The organism is Anaerosphaera multitolerans (assembly GCF_004006535.1).
Lineage (GTDB): Bacteria > Bacillota > Clostridia > Tissierellales > Peptoniphilaceae > Anaerosphaera > Anaerosphaera multitolerans.
In genome coordinates, this window is record NZ_RLIH01000004.1 from 19,428 (window position 1) to 41,383 (window position 21,956).

Annotated in this window: 19 protein-coding genes, 1 tRNA gene, 1 pseudogene and 1 riboswitch; of the genes and pseudogenes, 8 read left to right on the forward strand and 13 right to left on the reverse strand. The window is 33.0% G+C overall.

Annotated elements, in window-relative coordinates:
* Window positions 1-9: 9 nt before the first annotated feature.
* The 10 genes and pseudogenes from EF514_RS03765 to EF514_RS03810 all read right to left on the reverse strand — a co-directional run bounded on the left by EF514_RS03765 (window position 10) and on the right by EF514_RS03810 (window position 11,014).
* Window positions 10-651 carry a dihydroxyacetone kinase subunit L gene (locus tag EF514_RS03765; protein ID WP_127723999.1) on the reverse strand — a complete coding sequence of 214 codons (642 nt, stop codon included), beginning with the start codon at window positions 649-651 and terminating at the stop codon, window positions 10-12.
* Window positions 652-775: 124 nt separating this feature from the next.
* Window positions 776-1,582: a sugar-binding domain-containing protein gene (locus tag EF514_RS03770; protein WP_127724001.1), complete on the reverse strand. Its 807-nt coding sequence runs from the start codon at window positions 1,580-1,582 to the stop codon at window positions 776-778.
* Between the two features lie 332 nt (window positions 1,583-1,914).
* Window positions 1,915-2,661 carry a pyruvate formate-lyase-activating protein gene (gene pflA / locus EF514_RS03775; protein WP_127724003.1) on the reverse strand — a complete coding sequence of 249 codons (747 nt, stop codon included), beginning with the start codon at window positions 2,659-2,661 and terminating at the stop codon, window positions 1,915-1,917.
* Window positions 2,661-4,991 (reverse strand): annotated as a pseudogene (grcA3, locus tag EF514_RS03780) (autonomous glycyl radical cofactor GrcA3). Before grcA3 ends, pflA begins: the two are co-directional and overlap by 1 nt.
* Before the next feature lie 306 nt (window positions 4,992-5,297).
* Window positions 5,298-7,283, reverse strand: a complete 1,986-nt coding sequence (locus EF514_RS03785) for a YcdB/YcdC domain-containing protein (protein ID WP_127724005.1) — start codon at window positions 7,281-7,283, stop codon at window positions 5,298-5,300.
* Between the two features lie 194 nt (window positions 7,284-7,477).
* Complete coding sequence (locus EF514_RS03790) at window positions 7,478-7,660, reverse strand: cysteine-rich KTR domain-containing protein (RefSeq protein WP_127724007.1); 183 nt, start codon at window positions 7,658-7,660, stop codon at window positions 7,478-7,480.
* 38 nt (window positions 7,661-7,698) lie between these two features.
* Window positions 7,699-7,947: a hypothetical protein gene (locus EF514_RS03795; RefSeq protein WP_127724009.1), complete on the reverse strand. Its 249-nt coding sequence runs from the start codon at window positions 7,945-7,947 to the stop codon at window positions 7,699-7,701.
* A gap of 32 nt (window positions 7,948-7,979) precedes the next feature.
* On the reverse strand, window positions 7,980-8,201 hold the full coding sequence (locus EF514_RS03800; protein WP_127724011.1) for a hypothetical protein: 222 nt from the start codon (window positions 8,199-8,201) through the stop codon (window positions 7,980-7,982).
* Between the two features lie 11 nt (window positions 8,202-8,212).
* Complete coding sequence (locus tag EF514_RS03805; RefSeq protein ID WP_164845536.1) at window positions 8,213-8,806, reverse strand: TetR/AcrR family transcriptional regulator; 594 nt, start codon at window positions 8,804-8,806, stop codon at window positions 8,213-8,215.
* 183 nt (window positions 8,807-8,989) lie between these two features.
* On the reverse strand, window positions 8,990-11,014 hold the full coding sequence (locus EF514_RS03810; RefSeq protein WP_127724015.1) for a YcdB/YcdC domain-containing protein: 2,025 nt from the start codon (window positions 11,012-11,014) through the stop codon (window positions 8,990-8,992).
* Between the two features lie 110 nt (window positions 11,015-11,124).
* Here EF514_RS03810 and EF514_RS03815 point away from each other — a divergent pair, with 110 nt between their 5' ends.
* From EF514_RS03815 to EF514_RS03830, 4 genes are all read left to right on the forward strand, one after another.
* Window positions 11,125-12,723 (forward strand): ABC-F family ATP-binding cassette domain-containing protein, encoded by a 1,599-nt coding sequence (locus tag EF514_RS03815; protein ID WP_127724017.1) that lies wholly within the window; start codon window positions 11,125-11,127, stop codon window positions 12,721-12,723.
* A gap of 118 nt (window positions 12,724-12,841) precedes the next feature.
* Window positions 12,842-14,086, forward strand: coding sequence for a DNA polymerase IV (gene dinB, locus EF514_RS03820; protein WP_127724019.1), 1,245 nt, complete (start codon window positions 12,842-12,844; stop codon window positions 14,084-14,086).
* A gap of 82 nt (window positions 14,087-14,168) precedes the next feature.
* Window positions 14,169-14,699, forward strand: coding sequence for an HdeD family acid-resistance protein (locus EF514_RS03825; protein WP_127724020.1), 531 nt, complete (start codon window positions 14,169-14,171; stop codon window positions 14,697-14,699).
* Between the two features lie 68 nt (window positions 14,700-14,767).
* Window positions 14,768-15,538 (forward strand): EFR1 family ferrodoxin, encoded by a 771-nt coding sequence (locus EF514_RS03830; protein WP_127724022.1) that lies wholly within the window; start codon window positions 14,768-14,770, stop codon window positions 15,536-15,538.
* 100 nt (window positions 15,539-15,638) lie between these two features.
* Here EF514_RS03830 and EF514_RS03835 read toward each other — a convergent pair whose 3' ends face one another.
* Entirely contained in the window at window positions 15,639-16,181 is a 543-nt protein-coding gene (locus EF514_RS03835; RefSeq protein ID WP_164845537.1) for an NADPH-dependent FMN reductase, read from the reverse strand.
* Between the two features lie 897 nt (window positions 16,182-17,078).
* Between EF514_RS03835 and EF514_RS10975 the strand changes: the two genes are divergently transcribed.
* On the forward strand, window positions 17,079-17,204 hold the full coding sequence (locus EF514_RS10975) for a hypothetical protein (RefSeq protein WP_276317173.1): 126 nt from the start codon (window positions 17,079-17,081) through the stop codon (window positions 17,202-17,204).
* 424 nt (window positions 17,205-17,628) lie between these two features.
* Here the strand turns inward: EF514_RS10975 and EF514_RS03840 are convergent.
* Window positions 17,629-17,704: transfer RNA gene (locus EF514_RS03840), tRNA-Lys, on the reverse strand.
* Between the two features lie 69 nt (window positions 17,705-17,773).
* Window positions 17,774-18,448: a GntR family transcriptional regulator gene (locus EF514_RS03845; protein WP_127724026.1), complete on the reverse strand. Its 675-nt coding sequence runs from the start codon at window positions 18,446-18,448 to the stop codon at window positions 17,774-17,776.
* A gap of 308 nt (window positions 18,449-18,756) precedes the next feature.
* Here EF514_RS03845 and EF514_RS03850 point away from each other — a divergent pair, with 308 nt between their 5' ends.
* From EF514_RS03850 to EF514_RS03860, 3 genes are all read left to right on the forward strand, one after another.
* Window positions 18,757-20,073, forward strand: a complete 1,317-nt coding sequence (locus tag EF514_RS03850; RefSeq protein WP_127724028.1) for an aspartate kinase — start codon at window positions 18,757-18,759, stop codon at window positions 20,071-20,073.
* A 44-nt stretch (window positions 20,074-20,117) separates the two neighbouring features.
* A riboswitch (SAM riboswitch) is annotated at window positions 20,118-20,211 on the forward strand.
* An 83-nt stretch (window positions 20,212-20,294) separates the two neighbouring features.
* The gene (locus EF514_RS03855) at window positions 20,295-21,302 is read left to right on the forward strand and encodes a methionine ABC transporter ATP-binding protein (RefSeq protein ID WP_127724232.1); all 1,008 of its coding nucleotides are present in this window, start codon (window positions 20,295-20,297) and stop codon (window positions 21,300-21,302) included.
* Window positions 21,299-21,949: a methionine ABC transporter permease gene (locus EF514_RS03860; protein ID WP_127724030.1), complete on the forward strand. Its 651-nt coding sequence runs from the start codon at window positions 21,299-21,301 to the stop codon at window positions 21,947-21,949. The genes EF514_RS03855 and EF514_RS03860 overlap by 4 nt, the downstream gene beginning before the upstream one ends.
* Window positions 21,950-21,956 lie beyond the last annotated feature (7 nt).

A 21,956-nucleotide genomic window follows, 5' to 3' on the forward strand; every position in this document is an offset into this window, starting at 1 on the left:
CTTCATAATTTAAAGTTCAGTTTTAAATTCTTTTAATGCACCTTTGTACAGACCTTGGAAAAATAATGAGGTACTGGCAGCACCGGCATCTTCCGTACCCAGCGTCTTATCTCCGTAACTGCGAGCTCGTCCAAATTTAGAAACCATATTTTCAGTGTCTCTTAATCCTTTTTCAGCTGCGTCACTGGCAGCTTTTAAAATTTCAAGGGGAGTTCCCTCAGTGCTTTTGGCAGCTTTAACTGCCGGAATTAAAGCGTCCATCATTGTCTTATCTCCAACTGTAGCCTTAGTAAGTTCCTGAAGTTCGCTTAAACTGCCGGAGAACATACCCTTTAAAAGAGAAGCGTCAATTTCTTCTTCATTAGTAAGGGGTTTAGCCAAGCCTCCAATCATAGTTCCATATAGAGGTCCAGCGCTTCCTCCGCTAACATTTAAAATTTCTCTTTCTAAAGTTTTAATAAAATCCGCTATACTTTCGTCCTTCCAATTATGTAATTCATTAAGTATTAACTTTGACATTTTCCCAATCGTTACACCGTGGTCACCATCTCCAAAGCGAGAATCTATGTCTGTGAGCCTTTGAATATTTTCCTCCCAAAGTTCAGCTACTTCCTTAAACATGGAATGAAAAACCATCTTGTTTATTAACATATGTAACACTTCCTTTCAATAGTGTAACTTATGTGTATATAATATAAAATCCATTAACAAATGTCAATGGATTAATACTTTAATAAGCAAAAGGAAATAAAAAAACCACATTATGTGGTTTAAATTAAAACTCTAAATTGTCTAATAATTTTTCTCTAACTACTATATGGGTGAGTAATCCTGTTTTAAGAGCGCCAATTAAAGCCTTGGAATTGGTATTGGCGGAACAGATGCCAATTACATTGGGACATTTTTTTAAAACTTCAAGGGGAATTTGAATTACGTAATCCTTATCAGATGTTATAATTTTGCCTTCTTGGTTATAGTAGTAGGCTATTAATCTTCCCACTGCCTTATTTTGTGAAAGCAGGTTTCCAAATCGGGCACTTGACCCGAGATCGGGAGTGGAAGGATGATTGCCAATATTTACTATGGCTACCTTTAGATTTTCCCATAGGTTGAGAATGGATTTATATTGCTCGGTTTGAGTTAAAAGTTCTTTATCCTGCTGAGTTTCAGCAACGGCAGGTGTGTATAAAAAGTGAGGACTTGCCATAATTTGTTTTGCAATAATTCTCACATTTTCATTGGGATGGTAATTTCTAATGGGGACTCCGCTATTTCCAATCATAGGACAGATGTCGGTAATGGAAGTTTTTCTCGGCTCTTCATCTTCTAAATAATTTACAATACTTCCGATTAAGTGACCCCATCCAAGTCCCACAGATCCTCCACCCAACTGTTCTATTAGTGAAAGTGTGGCTTTGGCTAAAATTTTATTGGTTTCTTCGTTGTTTGTACCATCTAAGACCAAGGTGCCTCCCTGTAAATTATAAAAGGCCTTTAGATATTCCAAAAGAGGACTTTCCTGAATAGTTTGGCTTTTTATGCGAATTTCCACAATTCCCACTTCTCTTGCCTCAGTTAACATTCGACTTATTAAAGGTCTGGATACCTTTAACTCTTTTGCAATTTCCGCTTGGGTTTTATTCTGTTCATAATAAAGTCTTGCAACTTTTTCAAGACGTTTTAATTTTTCTTCATTGATAAGGCATCCCTCCTAACCTTTGTTAAAAAATAATTTTACAAAATTAACTATAACATAGAAAATATTTTTATACAATTCCGGCAGTATTAAGAGTAAAATAAAATGCTTAATTTAAAAATAAAAAAGCAGACTATGTCCGCTTTTAGTTTACCTATATGAAGTTATAGTTTACATTACCTTAAGCTATTGAAAGAACTGAAAAACTCCCGAGCTATTTATCTCTTATTTAAAGTTTCCCTCATTCCATAGAGGATTATATTATAAGCCGCCTCTGCTTCTTTAGCTGAAAGTGATTTTACATTTTCTAAAGTATAGGGCAGTTGCAGTTCTCTATACTTATTTATTCCTAAATTGTGATAGGGAAGAACTTCCACTGCTTTTACGTTTTTAAGAGTGCCGATGAAATTTCCCAGTTTTAAAAGATATTCCTCTTTATAGGTAATTCCCGGTACTATTACATGGCGTATCCAAGTGGGAATATTTTCTTTTGATAAAAATTTGGCAAAATTTAAAATTTCTTCATTACCTTTCCCGGTTAATTTTTTATGTTCAATGGAGTCGATATGCTTTAAATCCAATAAGACAAGATCCGCATTTTGAAGAAGTGATCTCAGCTTAAAAATATATTTTTCCTCTTCTTTAAAGGTAATTCCACTTGTATCAAGGGCAGTATGAATATTTTCGCCCTTGGCTCTTTGAAACAAATCCAAAAGAAAGTCTAACTGTAGTAGGGGTTCGCCTCCGGAAACTGTAAGACCTCCATTTTTTAAAAAGGACTTGTAGTTCTTATAGTCCTCAATAATTTCCTTAGCGCTGACTTCCTTATCTTTATTTAAAAACCAAGTGTCGGGATTGTGACAATAGAGACACCTTAGAGGACAACCCTGCATAAATAGCACATATCTAATACCCGGACCGTCAAGAGTTCCAAAGGTTTCAATAGAGTGAATAAAGCCTTTCATTACATATTTTCATGGAAGGTTCTACTTATAACTTCATCTTGCTGTACCTTTGTCAACTTATTAAAGTTTACGGCATAGCCAGAGACGCGTACAGTTAGTTGGGGATATTTTTCCGGATGTTTTTGGGCGTCAAGGAGGGTTTCTCTTGTAAATACATTTACATTTAAATGGTGTCCTCCCTTTTCAAAATAGCCGTCTAACATTGAAACTAAATTATCTACTTGCACTTTACTGACTTTCATAAATCCTCCTTAATCTAAATTTAAATTTGGAATTAAACAACAATCATATACCGGGTTTTCCAACTCTATTTCCAAGTCTTTATGTGCTATTTCCCTTCCAAGAGCTTGAGGAACTATGGAAAAGGTATTGGAAATGCCGTCTTGGGAATCTTCAAAGGGCAGCTTTGCCACTGAGGAAAGGGAGGCAAGTGCTCCGTGGGTATCCCTTTTATGCATTGGGTTAGCTCCAGGGGCAAAGGGTTCTCCTGACTTTCTTCCGTCTGGAGTAAATCCGGTTTTCTTACCATAGACCACATTTGAAGTAATGGTTAAAATAGACATAGTGGGAACTCCATTTCTGTAAGTGTGGTGTTTTCTTATTTTATTCATAAATCTATTTACTAAGTCCACGGCAATACTATCAACCCTGTCGTCATTATTGCCATATTTCGGGAAATCTCCTGTAATTTCATATTCCACAGCCAATCCTTCTTCGTCTCTAATGGCTTTTACTTTGGCATACTTAATAGCGCTTAAAGAATCTGCCACTACAGAAAGACCGGCAATTCCAGTTGCAAAATATCTTTTAACATCTCTATCGTGAAAGGCCATTTGAACTTTTTCGTAATTGTACTTGTCGTGCATATAGTGAATCACATTTAAAATATTTACATACAGTCCGGCTAACCACTCAAGCATATCATCAAATCTTTCCATAACCTCTTCAAAATCTAAGTACTCAGAAGTAATAGGTCTGTACTTAGGTCCCACCTGTACCTTCGATTTTTCATCTACTCCTCCGTTTATGGCATAGAGTAAACACTTTGCAAGATTTGCTCTGGCTCCGAAAAACTGCATTTCTTTTCCAATTGCCATAGAGGAAACACAACAGGCTATTCCATAGTCGTCTCCAAGAACAGGTCGCATTAAATCATCATTTTCATATTGAATAGAGGAAGTGAGAATGGACATTTTAGCGCAGTAAGTTTTAAAATTTTCCGGTAAATTTAAGGACCAAAGTACAGTTAAGTTTGGTTCCGGAGAAGTTCCTAAATTTAAAAGAGTGTGTAGGTACCTGTAGGAAGTCTTTGTTACAAGAGATTTACCGTTGGCGCTCATTCCTGCAATAGATTCAGTAACCCAAGTGGGGTCTCCTGAAAAAAGTTCGTTGTAGTCAGGGGTACGCGCAAATTTAATAAGTCTTAATTTCATTATAAAGTGGTCTATTAATTCCTGTGCTTCACTTTCTTTAAGTAGACCTCTTTTCATATCTCTTTCAATATATATGTCAATAAAAGTGGAAGTTCTTCCCAAGCTCATAGCGGCTCCATTTTGTTCCTTTACTGCCGCAAGGTAGCCGAAGTAAGTCCACTGAATAGCTTCCTGTGCAGTTTCAGCCGGTTTTGAAAGGTCAAAGCCATAGATTTCTCCAAGCTCTTTAACTTCCGCTAAAGCTCTTATCTGTTCTGAAAGCTCCTCTCTCAATTTAATGTTTTCGTTAGTCATAGTTATGGATTCAGTACTTGATAACTGGGATTTTTTATCTGCAATAAGGAAATCCGCTCCGTAAAGAGCCAGTCTTCTATAGTCACCTATAATTCTTCCACGGCCGTAGGCATCGGGAAGACCGGTTACTATACCTGACTTTCTCGCCTTTTTCATCTCAGAAGTATAGACGTCAAAGACACCATCGTTGTGGGTTTTTCTATACTTAGTAAAGAGTGTTGAAACTTTTTCATCAACTTTGTATCCATAGGCCTGGCAAGACTGCTCGGACATTCTAATTCCGCCAAAGGGTTGTAATGCTCTTTTAAAGGGCTTATCAGTTTGCAATCCCACTATTTTCTCCAGGTTTTTATCGAGATAACCTGCTTTGTGGGAAGTAATTGTGGAAATAATTTCAGTATCCATATCCAATACACCGCCCAATTCATTTTCTCTTTTGCTTAAATCCATAACACTTTCCCATAATTTCAATGTGCTTTCTGTTGCAGGAGCTAAAAAATTTTCATCGCCGGTATATTCAGAGTAATTTTCCTGAATGAAATTTTTAACATCCACTTTGGTTCTCCAAATTCCCTTTGAAAAACCTTTCCATGCTTCAATCATTAAGTATCCTCCTTAATATTAAAAATTAATAATTTCATAATTATAAAAATGTTCTAATCCTAAGTGTTGTATATGACAAGACAGATATGCTTTCTTAAAGTCCACTTATACCGTAGCAAAGCAAGAGTACAAAAAAATAAATCTATATATAGTATGTAATATCTAAAAGTAAAATTAATCATACCATAAATAGTGGTGGATTTGTTGTACTTTTGTTGTACTTTTTTTAGATATATTTTTAATGAAATGTAAGGAGGGAGAAGTGTTAGAATTAGAATCAAAAACCGAGGATATCCTCGGTTTCTTTTATTTTATTAAATTGTAGATTAAATGAAGAGCTTCTTCATAAGTCAATTCATTATTAGGATTTGCGCTTTCGCCATCATAAATGGAAAGTCCCTTTGCAATGTAAAAATAGGCTTTATCCTCACTGGAGATAGCTGATGAGTCGCTAAATGTCTTAGCGTCAAATACATCTTTAAAATCATTTAAGTTATAGAAATTTAATGAGTTTAAAGTCCATCTAACGGCATATTTATTTTGAAGGTTTTTCTCCAAGTCTTCTTGTTTTAAAAGTTCATATCTATTTTCTAAAAATTCTAAATTGACATTGTAGTATGAATAGGAATCAACAGTTGAACTCAAGAGGTAGATAAAGTCCTTAACTTTAATTTTGTCCTTTAAGTTCTCTACATTAGGAATGCCGATATTATTGGAAGTTAAATAATTTATTTCATCTTTATAAATGGATTTATCAATGTCCTTATAAATTAAATTTTTTTCTTCAATAGGTGTATTATCATAATTAACAGCTACTCCATCTGTAGCTCTTATCATAGGGATTTTGTTTTTAAAAGTATATATAAGCTTAGGTTCATCCTCCACATAAGCATAAAATTTTTCCAATTTAGCTTTAGTTAAGGCTTCTTCAATTGCCTTTTCAACACCTATGTCCTTAGTAACAGGCTCAAAGGAAATTTCCTTGTCAAAAGTTCTTTGGTAGTAAGATAATACATTTTTGGTTTTATTATCAACTTGAATTGAAATTCCCCAATTTAATATTGGAATGGAATTTTTGAGTTTATTAAATGTAATACTGGTAGTTAGTTTATTATTAGAATAAACTATAGGATTTTCAATATCTATATCAGTAAGGTCGGGATTTACTTTATTTAAAAAGTCCTTGCAAATTTTAATGGCTTCCTCTTCTTCAAGTTCAATTTTCTCCTTATTAGGAAATCTGTCCCATATATTAAAGGAATTTATTTCCAAAGTTTGAGCATTAACGGCAATTGAAATTTGTTCATAATCCTTAGAGCTGCTATTAAGCTGATAAATATAGTCTCTATCGTTATACTTTGAAAGAGAAATTCTGTCAAAAGTTACATCGGAAAGGTCAAACTTGGTTCCAATTGCTTTCTTAACATTCTCTTCACTTATTAAGTTTTCAATCTTGGCCTTTTCTTTCGCCTCAACAGGAGTTATAGATTTTTCATAAGATTTAAAATCTGTTACATTTCCCTCTTCATATTCATAGAAATAGTTGTAGATACTTTCATCTAAGAATTTCCCGTTGGTACCGTCAATGGAGTTGCCCTTAAGTATAGAATAAACAGGAATTCCCTTATAAGCGTTTTCTTCGTCTACGACTAAGTAAGAAAGTTTGTAAGGATTTTCCGCTTTAAAGCTTTCCACTGCCTTTTCAGGGGAAATGGCCTTTGAAGGATCCGGGAAATTTTCATTTTTAAAGTATTTGGTGTTTTGCTTGTAAAAGCTTTCCACTGTCTTGGTTTTTAAATCAACGTTTACACTGAAACCGTCATTTATAACCAAAATATCATTTACATACTTTGCATAACTAAGCGTAGCATTGGCGGACTTAATGTCCATTCTAAAATTTTCAAGTTTGTAAGTGGAAAGTAAATTTTTATCCACTTTAGTTAAAAAATCTGAAGCTATTTTTTCAATCTCTTCTCTGTCCTTTAAAATAGGTGTTTTAATATCCGGCTCATTGTAAGTAAACTGGTGATAACTGATTAGATTTCCTTTTTCATCAGTATCTACGGACAGATTTTTATTCGTTCCGCTCCAATGGTAGGAGTAGTGTTTTTCTCCATTGAATTCATCTATGGAAAAGTTGAAATTATCGTACTCATCTGTAATATCAAATGTTTTCTTTAATTCTAAAACCTTTGCCTCATCAAACTTTTCACTTGCTGATTGTTGTGCAAAACTTTGAAGTGGAGTAATAAGTAAGCAGGTTAGTAGAACCATTGTTATAAATTTTTTCATATAATCACCCCTTAAAATTATTTTAACATATTTAATTCAAGTCATTGGGAAGTATTGAAAATTAGGCGAAATTAAATAAAATAAAATCCGGTACTTATAAAAGTCAATATTTATAAGTCGGATTTTATTTTCAGGATGAAATTTTTAATTTTTACAAAATAAAAACCAATAACCTCTTAATTATTTAATTAAGGTTATTGGCTCTGTATCTTAGTATCTGGCTCTACAGTCTTTAATTTAAAATTTTCCATGGAAACTATCACCTCTTTTTTACACTTGGGGCAGTACAGTGGAAAATTTTTAAGTACTGTACTTTTCATTACTTTAACTCTTGTCTTTTTTTGACATATTGGACAACACAGCCAAAACTTAGTCATCTTAATTCCTCCTATAATTAAAAACTTCATTAACGATATTAGTCAAAGTGTTTTAACTGCGAACCTATAAAACAAGCTCCGGCTAGGCTTAATCCTCCTAAAAGGGAAATTTTTTTGTAAGGAGAAACCATACCAAGTGCAATGCAGGTTGCTCCCGTAGTGACATTTAAAATCTGTGTTGCTTGCAACTGTTTTTTAGTGGGTTTTGGGAACTTGACATTTACCCCTAAAGCACCATTTACACTTTCACAGGCTTCATCCATAATTTTTAACATTTTAATAACCATATTTTCCTCCAAATAAAATTTATAAAGCTTCTTTAAGATATTAAAAAGCGGGCAAGTCCTGTGGTCATAGAACTAATTAGAAACAGTCCGGAAAACAGGAAACAGGCCTTATATATCCTTGGATTGACTCTTTGACTTTTAAATAAGTACAATCCCACAATTAGCAATGCAAGTCCAAGAATTACATTTATTGCTATGGATATGGGAGCTGTGTTTTTTAACATCTTAATAATAGCTTGATATAAATCTCTCATACTGACCTCCATTAAACAAAAATATCCTCTACTAAATTTTGAACCATAAATTGAAAGGCGCTTTTAAAGTCACAGGATTTGGCAAGCATATCCTTTGAGGAAACTGTCGATAGGAGAATACTGAAAACTGAAAAAGCTATATACTCAGGACATTTAAGTTTTAAATTTGCATATTTAATGGCCTGTCTGAAAAAATCACTATTTTTTTCTTCTAATTGTATTCTCTTTTCTAAGGGAAGTTTTTTATAAAATGATTGAAAATCCACAGTCTTAGAATCATATAAAAAGGGTTTGCTTTCATATTCAAGATATAAATTCTCTATGGCATTTACAAAACCTTCCTTAGATGGATTTTCTTTTATATCTTTAATAAAATTTCCGTTTACAAATCTTTGCATCTCCTCCAAGGTTTCAAAAAATAGTTCTTCCTTTGAACTATAGAGATTGTAAAAAGAGCCCGTAGCAATGTTGGCTTTTTTACAAAGTTCACTTATGCTGGTCTCTTTGTAGCCGCGCTCAACCCAAAAGTCAGAACAAATTTCACGTAGTTTTTTTCTCAACCTTCTCTTATCATCCGGTGTAAAGTTCCTGCGATTAGTTGCCAAAATTAAACTCCTTTCAATTTAAAACAATATATGAATATTTTCGAAAAATATTCATATATATAATATACTTATACCTATTGCTTGTCAATAGCAGTTGAGATTTGTACTATTATTAAAATTTTAAGACTTATAATTATAAAAGAGATAGAAAAAACACCTGAAGCCTTAACTTCAGGTGTGAGTTTAAAATTTTAAAAGATTGTAAATTAAGTGAAGTGCATCTTCATGAGTTAATTCTTTCTCAGGGTTTGCCTCCTCGTAGTCATAAAGGGAAAGAGAGTAGGCTAGAAAATAGTAAGCCTTGTCTTCAGGTGCAATTGCACTGTAATCCTTAAATACATCCTTTGAAAATACGTCTTTTGCATTGTTTAAACCGAAATAGTATTCGGAGTTTAAAATCCATCTAATAGCTTGTTTGTTTAAGGTGTTTTTATCCATATCCTCTTCAGAAATATTTTCAAACCTACTGTACCTAATAGAAGATTTTATATCCTCCTTATTATAAGGAATAGATCCGTCTAGAGAGTTTAGCAAGTAGATAAAATCTGAAACTTTAATTTTATCTTTAAGATTTGTAATATTTGGTACACCTATATTAATTGAGATTAAATAATTTATTTCATCTTTGTATTTTGACTTATCTATATTTTCATAAACTAATTTACTTTCAGTTACCTCTTCGCCGGATCTGTTTAAAAGTACTCCGTCACTTGCTCTTATAATTGGACTGGCATTGTTTTTAAAAGTATATAGCAATTTAGGCTCATCTTTAACATAGGCATAATATTCCCTAAATTCAAGATTTTTAACAGCTTCATCTAAAGCCTTGTCAACTTCTATGGATTTTGAAATATCATCAAATTTAGCTTCTGTAAATTCCAAATTATAGCTTGCAATTTTTTTCGTAGAGTTGTCAATATTTAAAGAAACTCCGTTTTCAAGGACAGGATGAGAGTTTTCCATTCTTGGGAAAGTAATATACGTTCTATAATCACTGCTTTGGTATATTGGATTTTCAATATCTAAATTATTTAATCGCTGACTTACTTTTTCTGTGAAAGTTTTAGCTATTACCAGGGCCTCTTCTCTTGAAAGAGTGGCCTTTTGAGCAGGTAAGTTTTCATAAGTGTAGTAATTTAAAATTTCAAGATTTTGAGCGTCTATGGAAATGGAAATTTTCGGCTCGTTTTTTTCAAGTCCATACTCTAGTTCATATACATACTTACTGTTGTAGCGCTTTCCAATATTGTAGTTTTGAAATTTCAATTCTGAAAGTTCAAGCTTTGAAACAACTTCTTTTTTAGCATCTTCAATGGTCTTTAAGTTTTTAAGAGTTTCAATTTCATTCTTTTCCACAGGTGTTAAATCCACAGATTTTTCCGCAGTATCCGAAGCGGTTTCCATTGCCATTCCACCCATTCCGCCAAAGCCATTTGCAATATTGTAAATCTCATCTTCCACTAAGTTACCACTTAGAGCATCAATAGGCTTGTTGGAATCTTTTTGAGCATATACTCCAATGGACTTGGGTTCATTGTATCTGTCAACTATGAAATAACTAAGTATTAGCGGTTCTTTTTCCATTAATACTTCCTTCGCTTTTTCAAGGGAAATTGCATCTGACTTCTTAGGGAAACTGCCATCTTTAAATACTGTTGAAGCATGGGATTTATTATAGTTATTTACTCTTTTTGAATTTAAATCAACAGATATGGATATACTGTCGTTGATAACAGGAATTTCATTTACATACCTCACATAGTCAGCACTGGCATAACCATTTTTTGCGCTTATTCTAAACTCTGCCTCTCTGTAATTTTTTAAAATATTTTCGTCGATTTTATTGAGAAATTCTTTTACTACTTCATTAATTTCAGCTTTGGTTTTTAATTGAGAGCTTCCTTCTTTTTTATCACCTATACTGTAGTTGTAATTTATAATGTCTCCGTTTTTATTTGTAGTAATGTGTAGATAGACATCGTCGGAATTCCAATTGTAACTGTAAAATACGGTTTTATTTTCGTCGGTATAGGATGAAAAGTTAAAGTCCTCATATTCATCGGAAATATCGAACATCTTCTTTAATCTTAAAACTTCTTTTTCATTAATTGCATCTTTGGTTTCCTTAGTTGCAATCATAGCATAGGTTGGAAATACCTGAAGGGAAACTAAGAGGATACAAAGTATGAATAATGTGAATTTTTTCATAATATCACCTCCATATATCTTTATTAAATTATACCATCTTTTACAGCCGTATACCTTTTTTATTTTTAATATGCTATAATTACGAAAGAAAATGGAGAGTGAAGTAATAGATGATAAATGTAAATAACTTAAGTGTGCTCTTTCCTGATAAAAAGTTATTTGATGATGTTAATTTAACTTTTAATCCGGGCAACTGCTATGGAATAATAGGGGCAAACGGTGCTGGGAAAAGTACATTTTTAAAAATATTGTCGGGGGAAAAGGACCCTACCAGCGGAAGTATTTCAATAGATAAAAATTCCAGAATGAGTAAGCTTAACCAAGATCACTATGCCTTTGAAGATGAAATTGTTTTAGATACTGTAATTATGGGAAATAAAAAACTTTATGAAATAGGCAGGGAAAAAGATGAAATCTATATGAAACCCGATTTTTCCGATGAAGACGGAATAAAGGCGGCGGAGTTGGAAGTGGAGTATGCTGAAATGGGAGGCTATGAAGCTGAATCTGAGGCATCTACACTTTTACAGGGCTTGGGAATAGATACTGAATTACATGAAAAGACTATGAGCGAGCTTATAGAATCGGATAAGGTAAAGGTCTTACTTGCTCAGGCGCTTTTTGGCAATCCGGACATATTGCTTTTAGACGAGCCCACTAATGGTATAGATTTAAGAGCCATACTTTGGTTGCAGGACTTCCTGGCTGACTTTGAGGGAATAGTTATAATCGTATCTCATGACAGATATTTTTTAAATGAAGTATGTACCCATATGGTAGATATAGATTTTGGGAAGATAACTATGTTTGTGGGGAATTATGATTTTTGGTATGAATCTTCTCAATTGGCTTTAAAAATGGCAAAGGAACAAAATAAAAAGAAGGAAGATAAAATTAAGGAGCTTCAGGAATTTATTCAAAGGTTCTCTGCCAATAAGTCCAAGTCAAAACAGGCTACAAGCAGGAAAAAACTTCTTGATAAAATTACGCTTGATGATATAAGACCGTCTTCCAGAAGGTACCCCTTTGTGGGCTTTACTCTTTCAAGAGAGGTGGGCAATGAAATTTTAAATGTGGAAAATCTTACAGTTGAGTCTGATGATGGAAAGATTATAGATAATTTAAGTTTAAGAGTTAACAAAAATGATAAAATCGGTTTTATCGGAAATGAAATAGCTATTACGAAGTTTTTTGAAATAATAAATGGAAAAGATGAAGATTATAGCGGTGAATATAAATGGGGACAGACTGTAACTTGTGATTACTTTCCAAAGGACAATGGGGAATTTTTTGATGGAATTGATTTAAATTTAGTAGACTGGCTTAGACAGTATTCAGAGGAGCAGTCGGAAATATTTTTAAGGGGATTTTTAGGTAAGATGTTGTTTTCAGGCGATGAAGTGCTTAAAAAGGCGGACGTCCTCTCCGGAGGGGAAAGAGTGAGAATGATGTTTTCTAAAATGATGATAAATCCCGTAAACGTACTGACCTTTGATCAACCTACTAACCATTTGGATTTGGAAAGCATAGAGGCGGTAAATAATGGCTTGATAAGTTTTAAGGGCAATATACTTTTTACTTCCTTGGATCATCAGTTTATATCTTCTGTGGCTAATAGAATAGTGGAATTTTTCGATGACGGAACTTATAGAGATGTTTCAATGAATTATGATGATTATATTGAAAAATATGTTGTGGAAAATGTGTAGCGGATTACTTTTGTAATCTGCTTTTTTATTAGGTGGTTGATAAAGGTAAGTTGACAAAAAGAACAAAAGTTCGTATAATATCCCTACAAATCAAACATACGTTTGAGGAGGTAGGAAGATGAAAGAACGTCAAATATTACATATAGATATGAACAGCTTTTATGCCAGTGTGGAACTTTTGGACAAACCGGAATTAAAAAATAAACCCGTTGCCGTAGGTGGAGATGTGGAAAAAAGACACGGCATTATTTTAGCCAAGAATATTTTAGCTAAGAATAGCGGTGTGAAAACTGCTGAACCCATATGGGAGGCGAAGAAAAAATGTCCTGATTTAATAATACTTCCTCCCAATTATGAAAAATATCTTTTTTATAGCAGAAAATCCCATGAGATGTATTATTCTTACACCAACCAAGTTGAACCCTTTGGAATGGATGAATGTTGGCTTGACGTTACGGGAAGCTATGGGCTTTTTGGAAGTGGAGTGAAAATAGGAAATGAAATTCGTAAGAGAATAAAAAGGGAGCTGGGTTTAACTGTAAGTATTGGCGTCAGTTTTAATAAGGTCTTTGCAAAGTTTGGAAGTGACTATAAAAAACCCGATGCTCTTACTTATATTTCCAAAGAGAATTATAAGGATATAATTTGGCCCTTAAATGTTGAAGAGATGATAATGGTGGGACCTAAGACTAAAAAAAAGTTAAATAAGCTGGGAATTTATAAATTAAGTGATCTGGCACTAGCTAATCCAAAAATGTTAAAGAATATATTTGGAATAAATGGAGTTAAAATTTGGCAGTGGGCTAACGGTAGAGATGAATCTCCGGTAAAGGATTATAAATTTCGAAATCCCATAAAGTCCATTGGCCATGGAATAACTTGCAGCTCGGATTTAGTAGATGATTTTGAAGTTAGAAGAGTTTTTCAACAATTATCTCAAAAGGTGTCAGGCAGATTAATAGACAGCGGACTTAAGGCCTTGGGAGTTCAAATATACATAAGAGACAGTACTTTATCCTCGATGACTTTGCAGGGAAAATTAAACTATCCTTCCTATTCTTCTTTGGAACTTACGGAAAGGGCCATGGAACTGTTTAAAAGCAAGTATAGATGGAAACACAATGTACGGGCTGTGGCAATAAGAGCCATTAATTTAAGAGATATTTTAGAGGTATACCAAGTTCATTTTTTGGAAGATGTAGGAGAACATGAAAAAAAGCTGAGGATGGAAAGAACTGTAAAGAGTATAAGAGATAGGTTTGGAAAGGATTCAATTACCTATGGGAATTTAATTGGCGATTTAAAAATGCCTGATGACGGCAGGGACATTGTAATTATGCCCAACAGCTTTATACAATCTTAACTGAAGTACTTTAAAAACTTAAAGGGTAAATGGGTATATGTAAAGTAAAGAAGTTGAGCATTTCTTAGGAAGGAATGATTTTATGAAAAATTTAAAAAATGCTAAATGGATTTCCTTGATAATGGGGGCTCTATTAATATTGGGAGGAATAATATTTTTATCAAACCCTCTAAGTTCATTGTTGTCCTTAGTCTATGTAATAGCAGCGGTTTTTATTGCTACGGGAATACTTAGAATACTTCGATATTTTACAGATTCCATGTTTAAAACGGGTTCTTTTTTAATTTTAGGAATACTGGATGTAATTTTGGGAATTGCCATGGTTTATTCTCAACCTCTGTCGGCAATTACCTTGTCAATATTTTTGGGGTTTTGGGAAATAGTTTCCGGTGTTTCAGAGATTGCAATTTCAATAGATTTAAAAAAATCGGGTTTTCCAAGATGGTGGCTGGGATTGGCCTTGGGAATATTGGGAGTAATTTTAGGAATTATGTTTATTAACAATCCGGCTTTACCTATAATTTATATTGGAATATATATGGTAATGTACGGCGTTACTTTTATATCAACCTTCTTTGGTCTTTTAGCCTTGGAGAGGAAATTTAAAAGATAGTTTGTAAAATAAAAAGATGTAAGGTTTTTTAAAATTTTAACTGTGATTCATATTAAGGGGGTAGTATATTGAAAAGAATAAATTTAATTTATTTCAGTCCATCGGGTTCATCAAACTCCATAGCATCTGAAATAGGGGATAACTTTTCAGGAGATAAGGTCAGGTATGATTTATTGAGGCAAACTTTTGAAGAGGTTACCTTTGAAAAAAATGAACTTGTAATATTTGCATTTCCAGTATTTGCAGGGAGATTACCTGCTATATGTCTTGAGAAAATTGCAAAGTTTAAGGGAAAAGATACACCTGCAATTGGAGTAGTGGTATATGGAAACAGAGATTATGAAGATGCCTTGGTGGAACTTGTGGACATACTTAAAGAAAATGGTTTTAAAACTATTGGAGCAGGAGCAGTCATTGCAGAACATTCGATTTTTCCAACTATGGCAAAGGGCAGACCTGATGAAAAAGATCGAGAGCAGATTTTAAACTTCAGTAATAAATGTAAAGATATGTTAAGTTTAATTTCGGAAGATATGAAAATTGAAGTTAAGGGAAACAGACCTTACATAGACAGCAAACCCATTCCTTTAATTCCAAAGGGAAATTCAAAGTGTATCAAATGCGGGGCCTGTGTAAAAATATGTCCTGTAGGTGCCATATCTATAGACGATCCGAAAAAGACAGATAAGAAAAAATGTATTTCCTGTACAGCTTGTATCTATATATGCCCTGAAAGAGCCAGAGGTTTTAGCGGTCCTATGTATGCGGCTGCTGCAAAGACTTTTGAAAGTAAGAATAAAGAAAGAAAAGAACCTGAATTTTTCTATGCTGATAAATGAGTTTTTAATAATAAGTTTTAATTATAGTATAGAAACAAGGGAAAATTAATTTTAAATATTGGCAAAAATAAACTCCACCTCTTAATAGGCGGAGTTTATTTTAATCGCAGTTACTTTTTTTAAGATATTCTATAAATATATCAAAATTTTTATTTAAGGAACCTGCCTTTTCTTCTAAAAGTTTACCATCTACAATACTGTCTTGAACTTTAGGAAAATATACTTCAATTCCCGGAACTACTACGGACTTTATACCGTTTGAGCGTAAAATCTGTCTTAGATGACCTTGTGCTCTAATAGTGCCCCAGTGCCCCATAGAGCCCCCTGTAATCATTACAGGCTTATTCATATATACTCTTTTTTTTCTGGAACACCAGTCAAGGTAATTTTTTAAAACGGCAGGAACGGAATAGTTATTTTCAGGTGTTACAATTACTACTCCATCAGCCCACTCAACGTCTTCTCGGGCTTTGTCAACCATTGGCCAATCTTGATTTTCTATATCCTCTGAAAACATTGGGATTTCTGAAATGTCAGTTTGTCTGATATTATATTCGTCCTTGTGCTTATCCATTAAATAATTTGCAATAATTTGATTATAGGATGCCTTTCTAGTGCTTCCAACAATAAATAAAATATTCATAGTACCTCCTAAAATTTTTCTCTTCATTAATAATATACCCAAGTTTTTTTAATAAGGAACTTTGTCCTTATGGAAGGATTTAAGAATTCCTTTTTTGTAGAACTTATAGATGACTATTACAGATAAAAAGGAAAATTTATTTTATAGATACAATAGTAGTTGATGAATCAAATTATAAAAAAGGTATAGGACAATTACTTTTGGACTATGTAAAAAAGAGAAGATAAAGAACGAAATAGATGGTATTGAATTGCAAGTTTCCAGTTATAACATAAAAGCTATTGAATTTTATAGAAAGAATGGATTTAAAGAAAAAGTTAAATATATGGAATTGTTATAGATATCAAGTTCTTCTTCATAATGAGTCATTATCTTATTGTTTTAATAGAAAAATTGAGAGGGCATAAAACTAAAACCTTTGGATATGTTTTTATATATGAAGAATGGCATTTAATAAAAGTACTATACATTTATTTTTAAAAGAATAGTACAGTTAAAAGATAGATGTTACATGTAGAAATTGCTTGTAAAATATTGACGTAATATTATTAATGAGAATATACTTAAAATAGAAGGTGTGATAGTATTTCAAGGTTATATTTATATTGTAGATAGGAGTGAAGTTTTTAGTGAATTTTAGCGCAAGTAAATTTAAATTATTAATCGCCTTGATATTAATTAATATATTTATATATTATGAAGCTATAAGAGGCGGAAAAACTTCATCCTTTTTGATAGGAATTGTTTTATCTATAATTTTAATATTATTGAAAAAAAAAGGTTTTTTGAAAATAAATGATGAAAATTATGAAAAAAAGTATTAATATTAGCTGTTATGATAATTTTAAATATGACCTGTTCATTTTATGTTTGAGAAATTAAGATAGGAGATAGAGTATGGAATTTTTAATGCAGACCTTAGTTGCTTTACCTGTATTATTTAGTTACTTACGTATTATGCTTGAAATTGTAGCCTTGGTGTTGGGGATTAAAGCTTTAAACAAATACTTAAGTAGTAATTAATAATATAAGTATGTTTATGATTAGGAGATAAATATTGTGAAATTGAATCATATTTTCTTTGCAAATTGGTTTCTTTTTACAATGATATTTAGAGAAATTAGGCAGGCGTTAGTTTATAAATACTTACCATCTATTCTTAGCATTTTAAGAAATTCATATAATATTAAAATGATGATTTTGGAATTGGTAGAATATATTTTATTCCCCACAATAATATATTTTATATATGTATTAATCAGAGGTAATGGGAAGAACTAGAAATATAAGCTAATAAGTTTCATTATTAGCCATATATCTTATAAATACAAGATAATCAAATCTGTTTTATTAAATTTATTGAGATAGTCTTTTATGCTTCAAAAACTATTCTCCATATGAATAATAAAAAAACCGCCGGGACGTCTCATTACCGGCGGTTTTTAAGTGGTGCACCTTCAGGGACTCGAACCCTGGGCCCACTGATTAAGAGTCAGTTGCTCTACCATCTGAGCTAAAGGTGCAATTAATTGACAACAAAATTATTATACAGATTATTACTTATTACGTCAATAGTTTTTAATATATGTTTACTAATAATATTTAAAGAATGTATAATTACTTCTTTTCTCTAAGTTGATATATGTTTTATAAACATAATAATAACTTGCTCTACAACCCCTTTCTGAGTCGCGGTCTTTAATACATTCAAAAATTTCCGTTAAAGTTAAATAAGAGTCCTTGATTACATCATTATCGCCATTTATTATATAATTTGCATATCTGTATAATCTTGAGTTTATAGTTCCTAACATTTCCTTTAATACTCTGTTCTTTGTCAATTCAATTAATTTTAAATTCCACTTTATAATATTTTTTTTAAAAGATTCAAAATTTTTATTGTCATAGTCTTCTTTGATTTGTTCAATTATAAATTCCAAGTCCTTTGTTCTTTCTGTTATACCCTCTTCGCATAGTAGTTTTACTGCCAACGGTTCCAGTGCGGATCTAACGGTGTAAAGTTCTTTGGCATCCCTCATGGAAAACTTAGATACGGTATAGGATTTTCTGGGATTAGTTTCCACAAGGTTTTCTTCCGAGAGTTTTAAAAGGGCTTCTCGTACGGGAGTTCTTGAGACGTTTAATTCTTTGGCTATTTCCAATTCTATAAGTTTATCGCCAGGAATTAAGTGGTTGTTTAGAATTTTATATTTTAAATCCTCGTACACTATTTCTGATAACGGTATTTTAGAACTCGAGCTGGTCATTGTATCACCTCTACTAACTTACCTAATATTGCTATTACATCAAAGAAATAATAACTTATTTTGATACGGAATATATTATACAATAAAACTATGATATTATAAAGTTTATTATTTTATACTTTATCGCCATATAAAGTTTATTATTTTATACTTTATATGTATACAAAGTTTATTGTTTTTCCCTTAATCGCTGTATCATAACAAGATTTATTATGTAATAATAATAGAAATTATTATTTGCAGTTTATGTTGACCTTATTGTAAAAAGTATGTAGAATATGGGAAAGATGTTTGGAGGTTTGTGTTAAATGAAAGTTATAGTTTCAAAGTTCGGAGGTACATCTCTTGCCAACAGCAATCATTTTTTAAAAGTGAGAGATATAATTAAGTCTAATGAGGAGCAGAGAAGATACGTAGTGGCATCTGCACCCGGGAAGTCAAATAGTGAGGATACTAAGGTGACGGATCTGCTATATTTAAGTTATGATCTTGCAAAACATAATATCACATATTCGGATACATTGGAAAAGGTATTTGATAAATATAGAGAAATTGCAAAAGGATGTAAATTAACTATTGATTTGGAAAAACATTTTAAACAAATTAAGGCTGACTTTGAAGATTTAAAAAGCAAGGATTATATAGCAAGTAGGGGAGAGTACTTAAACGCAATAATATTAGCGGAATTGTTAGGCTATGATTTTGTAGATGCAAAGGATTTAATTTTCTTTGATGAGAATGGCAATTTTGATGAAGAGCGTTCCTATAAGGCTATTAGTAAAATGGCAAAGGAGCATAAGGCGGCAGTTATTCCGGGTTTTTATGGTCAAACTAATAAGGGAGATATTAAGACTTTTTCAAGAGGTGGAGGAGATCTTACCGGAGCTATAATTGCAAGGGGAGTAAAAACAGACTTATATGAAAACTGGACAGATGTTTCAGGGTTTTTATCCGCAGATCCAAGAATTGTAGATAATCCAAAGGAAATTAAAGTTATTACCTATAAGGAGCTTAGAGAGCTATCCTATGCAGGAGCTTCCGTACTTCACGAAGAAGCTATAATTCCCGTGGCGGTGGCAGGTATACCAATAGAAATTAAAAATACTTTTAATCCTGACGAACAGGGAACTTTAATCTTACCTGATACAGATGAGGCGCCTAACAGTGAAATAACAGGTGTCACAGGTAAGAAACATTTTTCAGTTATAAATATAGAAAAAGTTCAAATGAATTCCGATAAGAGTTTTCACAGAAAGTTAATGAGTGTTTTGGAAGTAAATGGAATTACTTTGGAGCATATGCCCACTTCTATAGATTCCATTTCCTTAATAGTGGCCGATAAATATTTAACCGGAATTCAAGAAACTTTAATAAGTGAGATAAAGACATTTTGCAACCCTGATAAGATTACTATTGACTCGGGAATTTCTCTAATTACAGTAGTAGGTAGAGGAATGAAAAACCATGTAGGGGTTTCTGCAAAATTATTTAAATCTTTGGCAGATGCAAATGTAAATATTCAAATGATTATTCAAGGCTCAAGTGAGTTGAATATCATAGTGGGTGTAGATGAAAAAGATTATGAAAAATCTATAAAGAGCATATACGATGCTTTTTTAGGATAAAATTACTTGACATTAGTAAGGAATAATATTATACTTATAAAAATATCTTATCAAGAGTGGTGGAGGGAACTGGCCCTATGAAGCCCAGCAACCTGTTTAACAAGGTGCTAAATCCAGCGGTTTACCGGGAGATGAGAGGAAGTAATAGGAAATATAAACTCTCTTCGGAGAGTTTTTTTATTGTAGAATAATTCAAAGTCAGTAAGAGGTAAGTTATGGCAATGATAGAAGTGAAAAATTTAAAAAAGTCCTTTGAAAATGAGAAGGAGGAGTTCCATGCAGTAAACGGAGTTTCTTTTTCAGTGGAGAAGGGTGAAATATTTGGGATAATAGGCCTTTCGGGAGCGGGTAAGTCCACCTTAGTACGTTGTATTAATAGGTTGGAGGAACCCAATGAGGGAGAGGTTTTAATAGATGGAGTGGATATCTTAAAGTTATCTAAGGAAGAGCTGCTAAAGGAGCGAAAGGAAATAGGAATGATCTTTCAGTCTTTTAATCTGTTTATGCAAAAGACAGTTGCTGAAAATATATCCTTTCCACTTGAAATTTCAAAGGTTCCTAAAACGGAAATAGAAAAACGTGTAGATGAGCTTTTGGAATTTATAGACTTAAAGGAAAAGAAGTACAGCTATCCGGCAGAACTTTCAGGAGGTCAAAAGCAAAGAGTTGCCATAGCAAGAGCAATAGCTACAAATCCGAAGGTGTTGTTATCAGATGAGGGTACTTCAGCCCTTGACCCTGCAAATACGGAGTCGATTTTAAGTTTATTTAAGAAAATAGTTACACAGTATAAAATGACTATAATTATGATTACACATCAAATGGAAGTTGCTAAGGATATATGCGATAGGATTGCCGTAATGGACTCGGGGAAAATAATAGAGGAGAATACTACAGAGGAGCTCTTTAGAAATCCTAAAAATAAAATCACCAGATCCTTTATTAAAAACCTACAAGAAGATGCCATTGAAGAAAAATTAATAGCCGAGAAGTTTAAGGGCAGCGTCTATAGGCTGGGCTATGGAGAAAGTACCTACCAGGCTCCCATTCTTTCAAGGTGTATGAAAAATTATGATGTGGAGTTAAGTATAATTTCCGGAAATGTAAATACTATTGGGCAGTCCAGTGTGGGACATTTAAATATTGAGATAACCGGAGATGAAGCTGAAAAAGAAAAGGCGATAGATTATTTAAAAGAAAATGGAGTAACGGTGGAGGAAATAAAATGAATGAAATAATATCAATAGTAAGTCCCGCAATTCCACAGACCTTGATTTTAGTAGGCGTTTCCTCGCTTATTGCCGTAATCTTCGGAATGCCTCTGGGGATAATATTAATGATGACGCGTTCCGGAGGATTAAGTGAAAATCCGAAAGTTTATTCCATACTGGATAGCTTGGTCAACTTTTTAAGATCAGTTCCCTTTGTAATATTAATGTTGATTTTAACGCCTCTTATGAGGTTAATAGTGGGAAAGGCCTATGGTACTGCAGCAGCCATAGTTCCCCTTTCCATTGCAGCCATACCCTTTATGGGCAGGTTGGCAGAGGGGTACTTGGTACAAGTGGATAAAGGAATTTTAGAAGCTGCAAAATCAATGGGGTCTACAAATGCTCAAATTATATACAAGGTATTAATTCCCGAGGCAATGCCTTCCATTGTCAACGGAATAACAATGATGATTATAAATATAATTGGATACTCGGCAATGGCGGGAGCCATAGGAGGCGGAGGTCTGGGAGAGATAGCAATAAGGTATGGCTATACTCTTCGAAGGACGGACATTCTCTGGGTAACGGTTATTTTAATAGTCTTATTTGTACAGGTAATTCAATTTGTAGGTGTTTTCTTGGAAAAGAAAATAGATAAAAAATAGGAGGAGA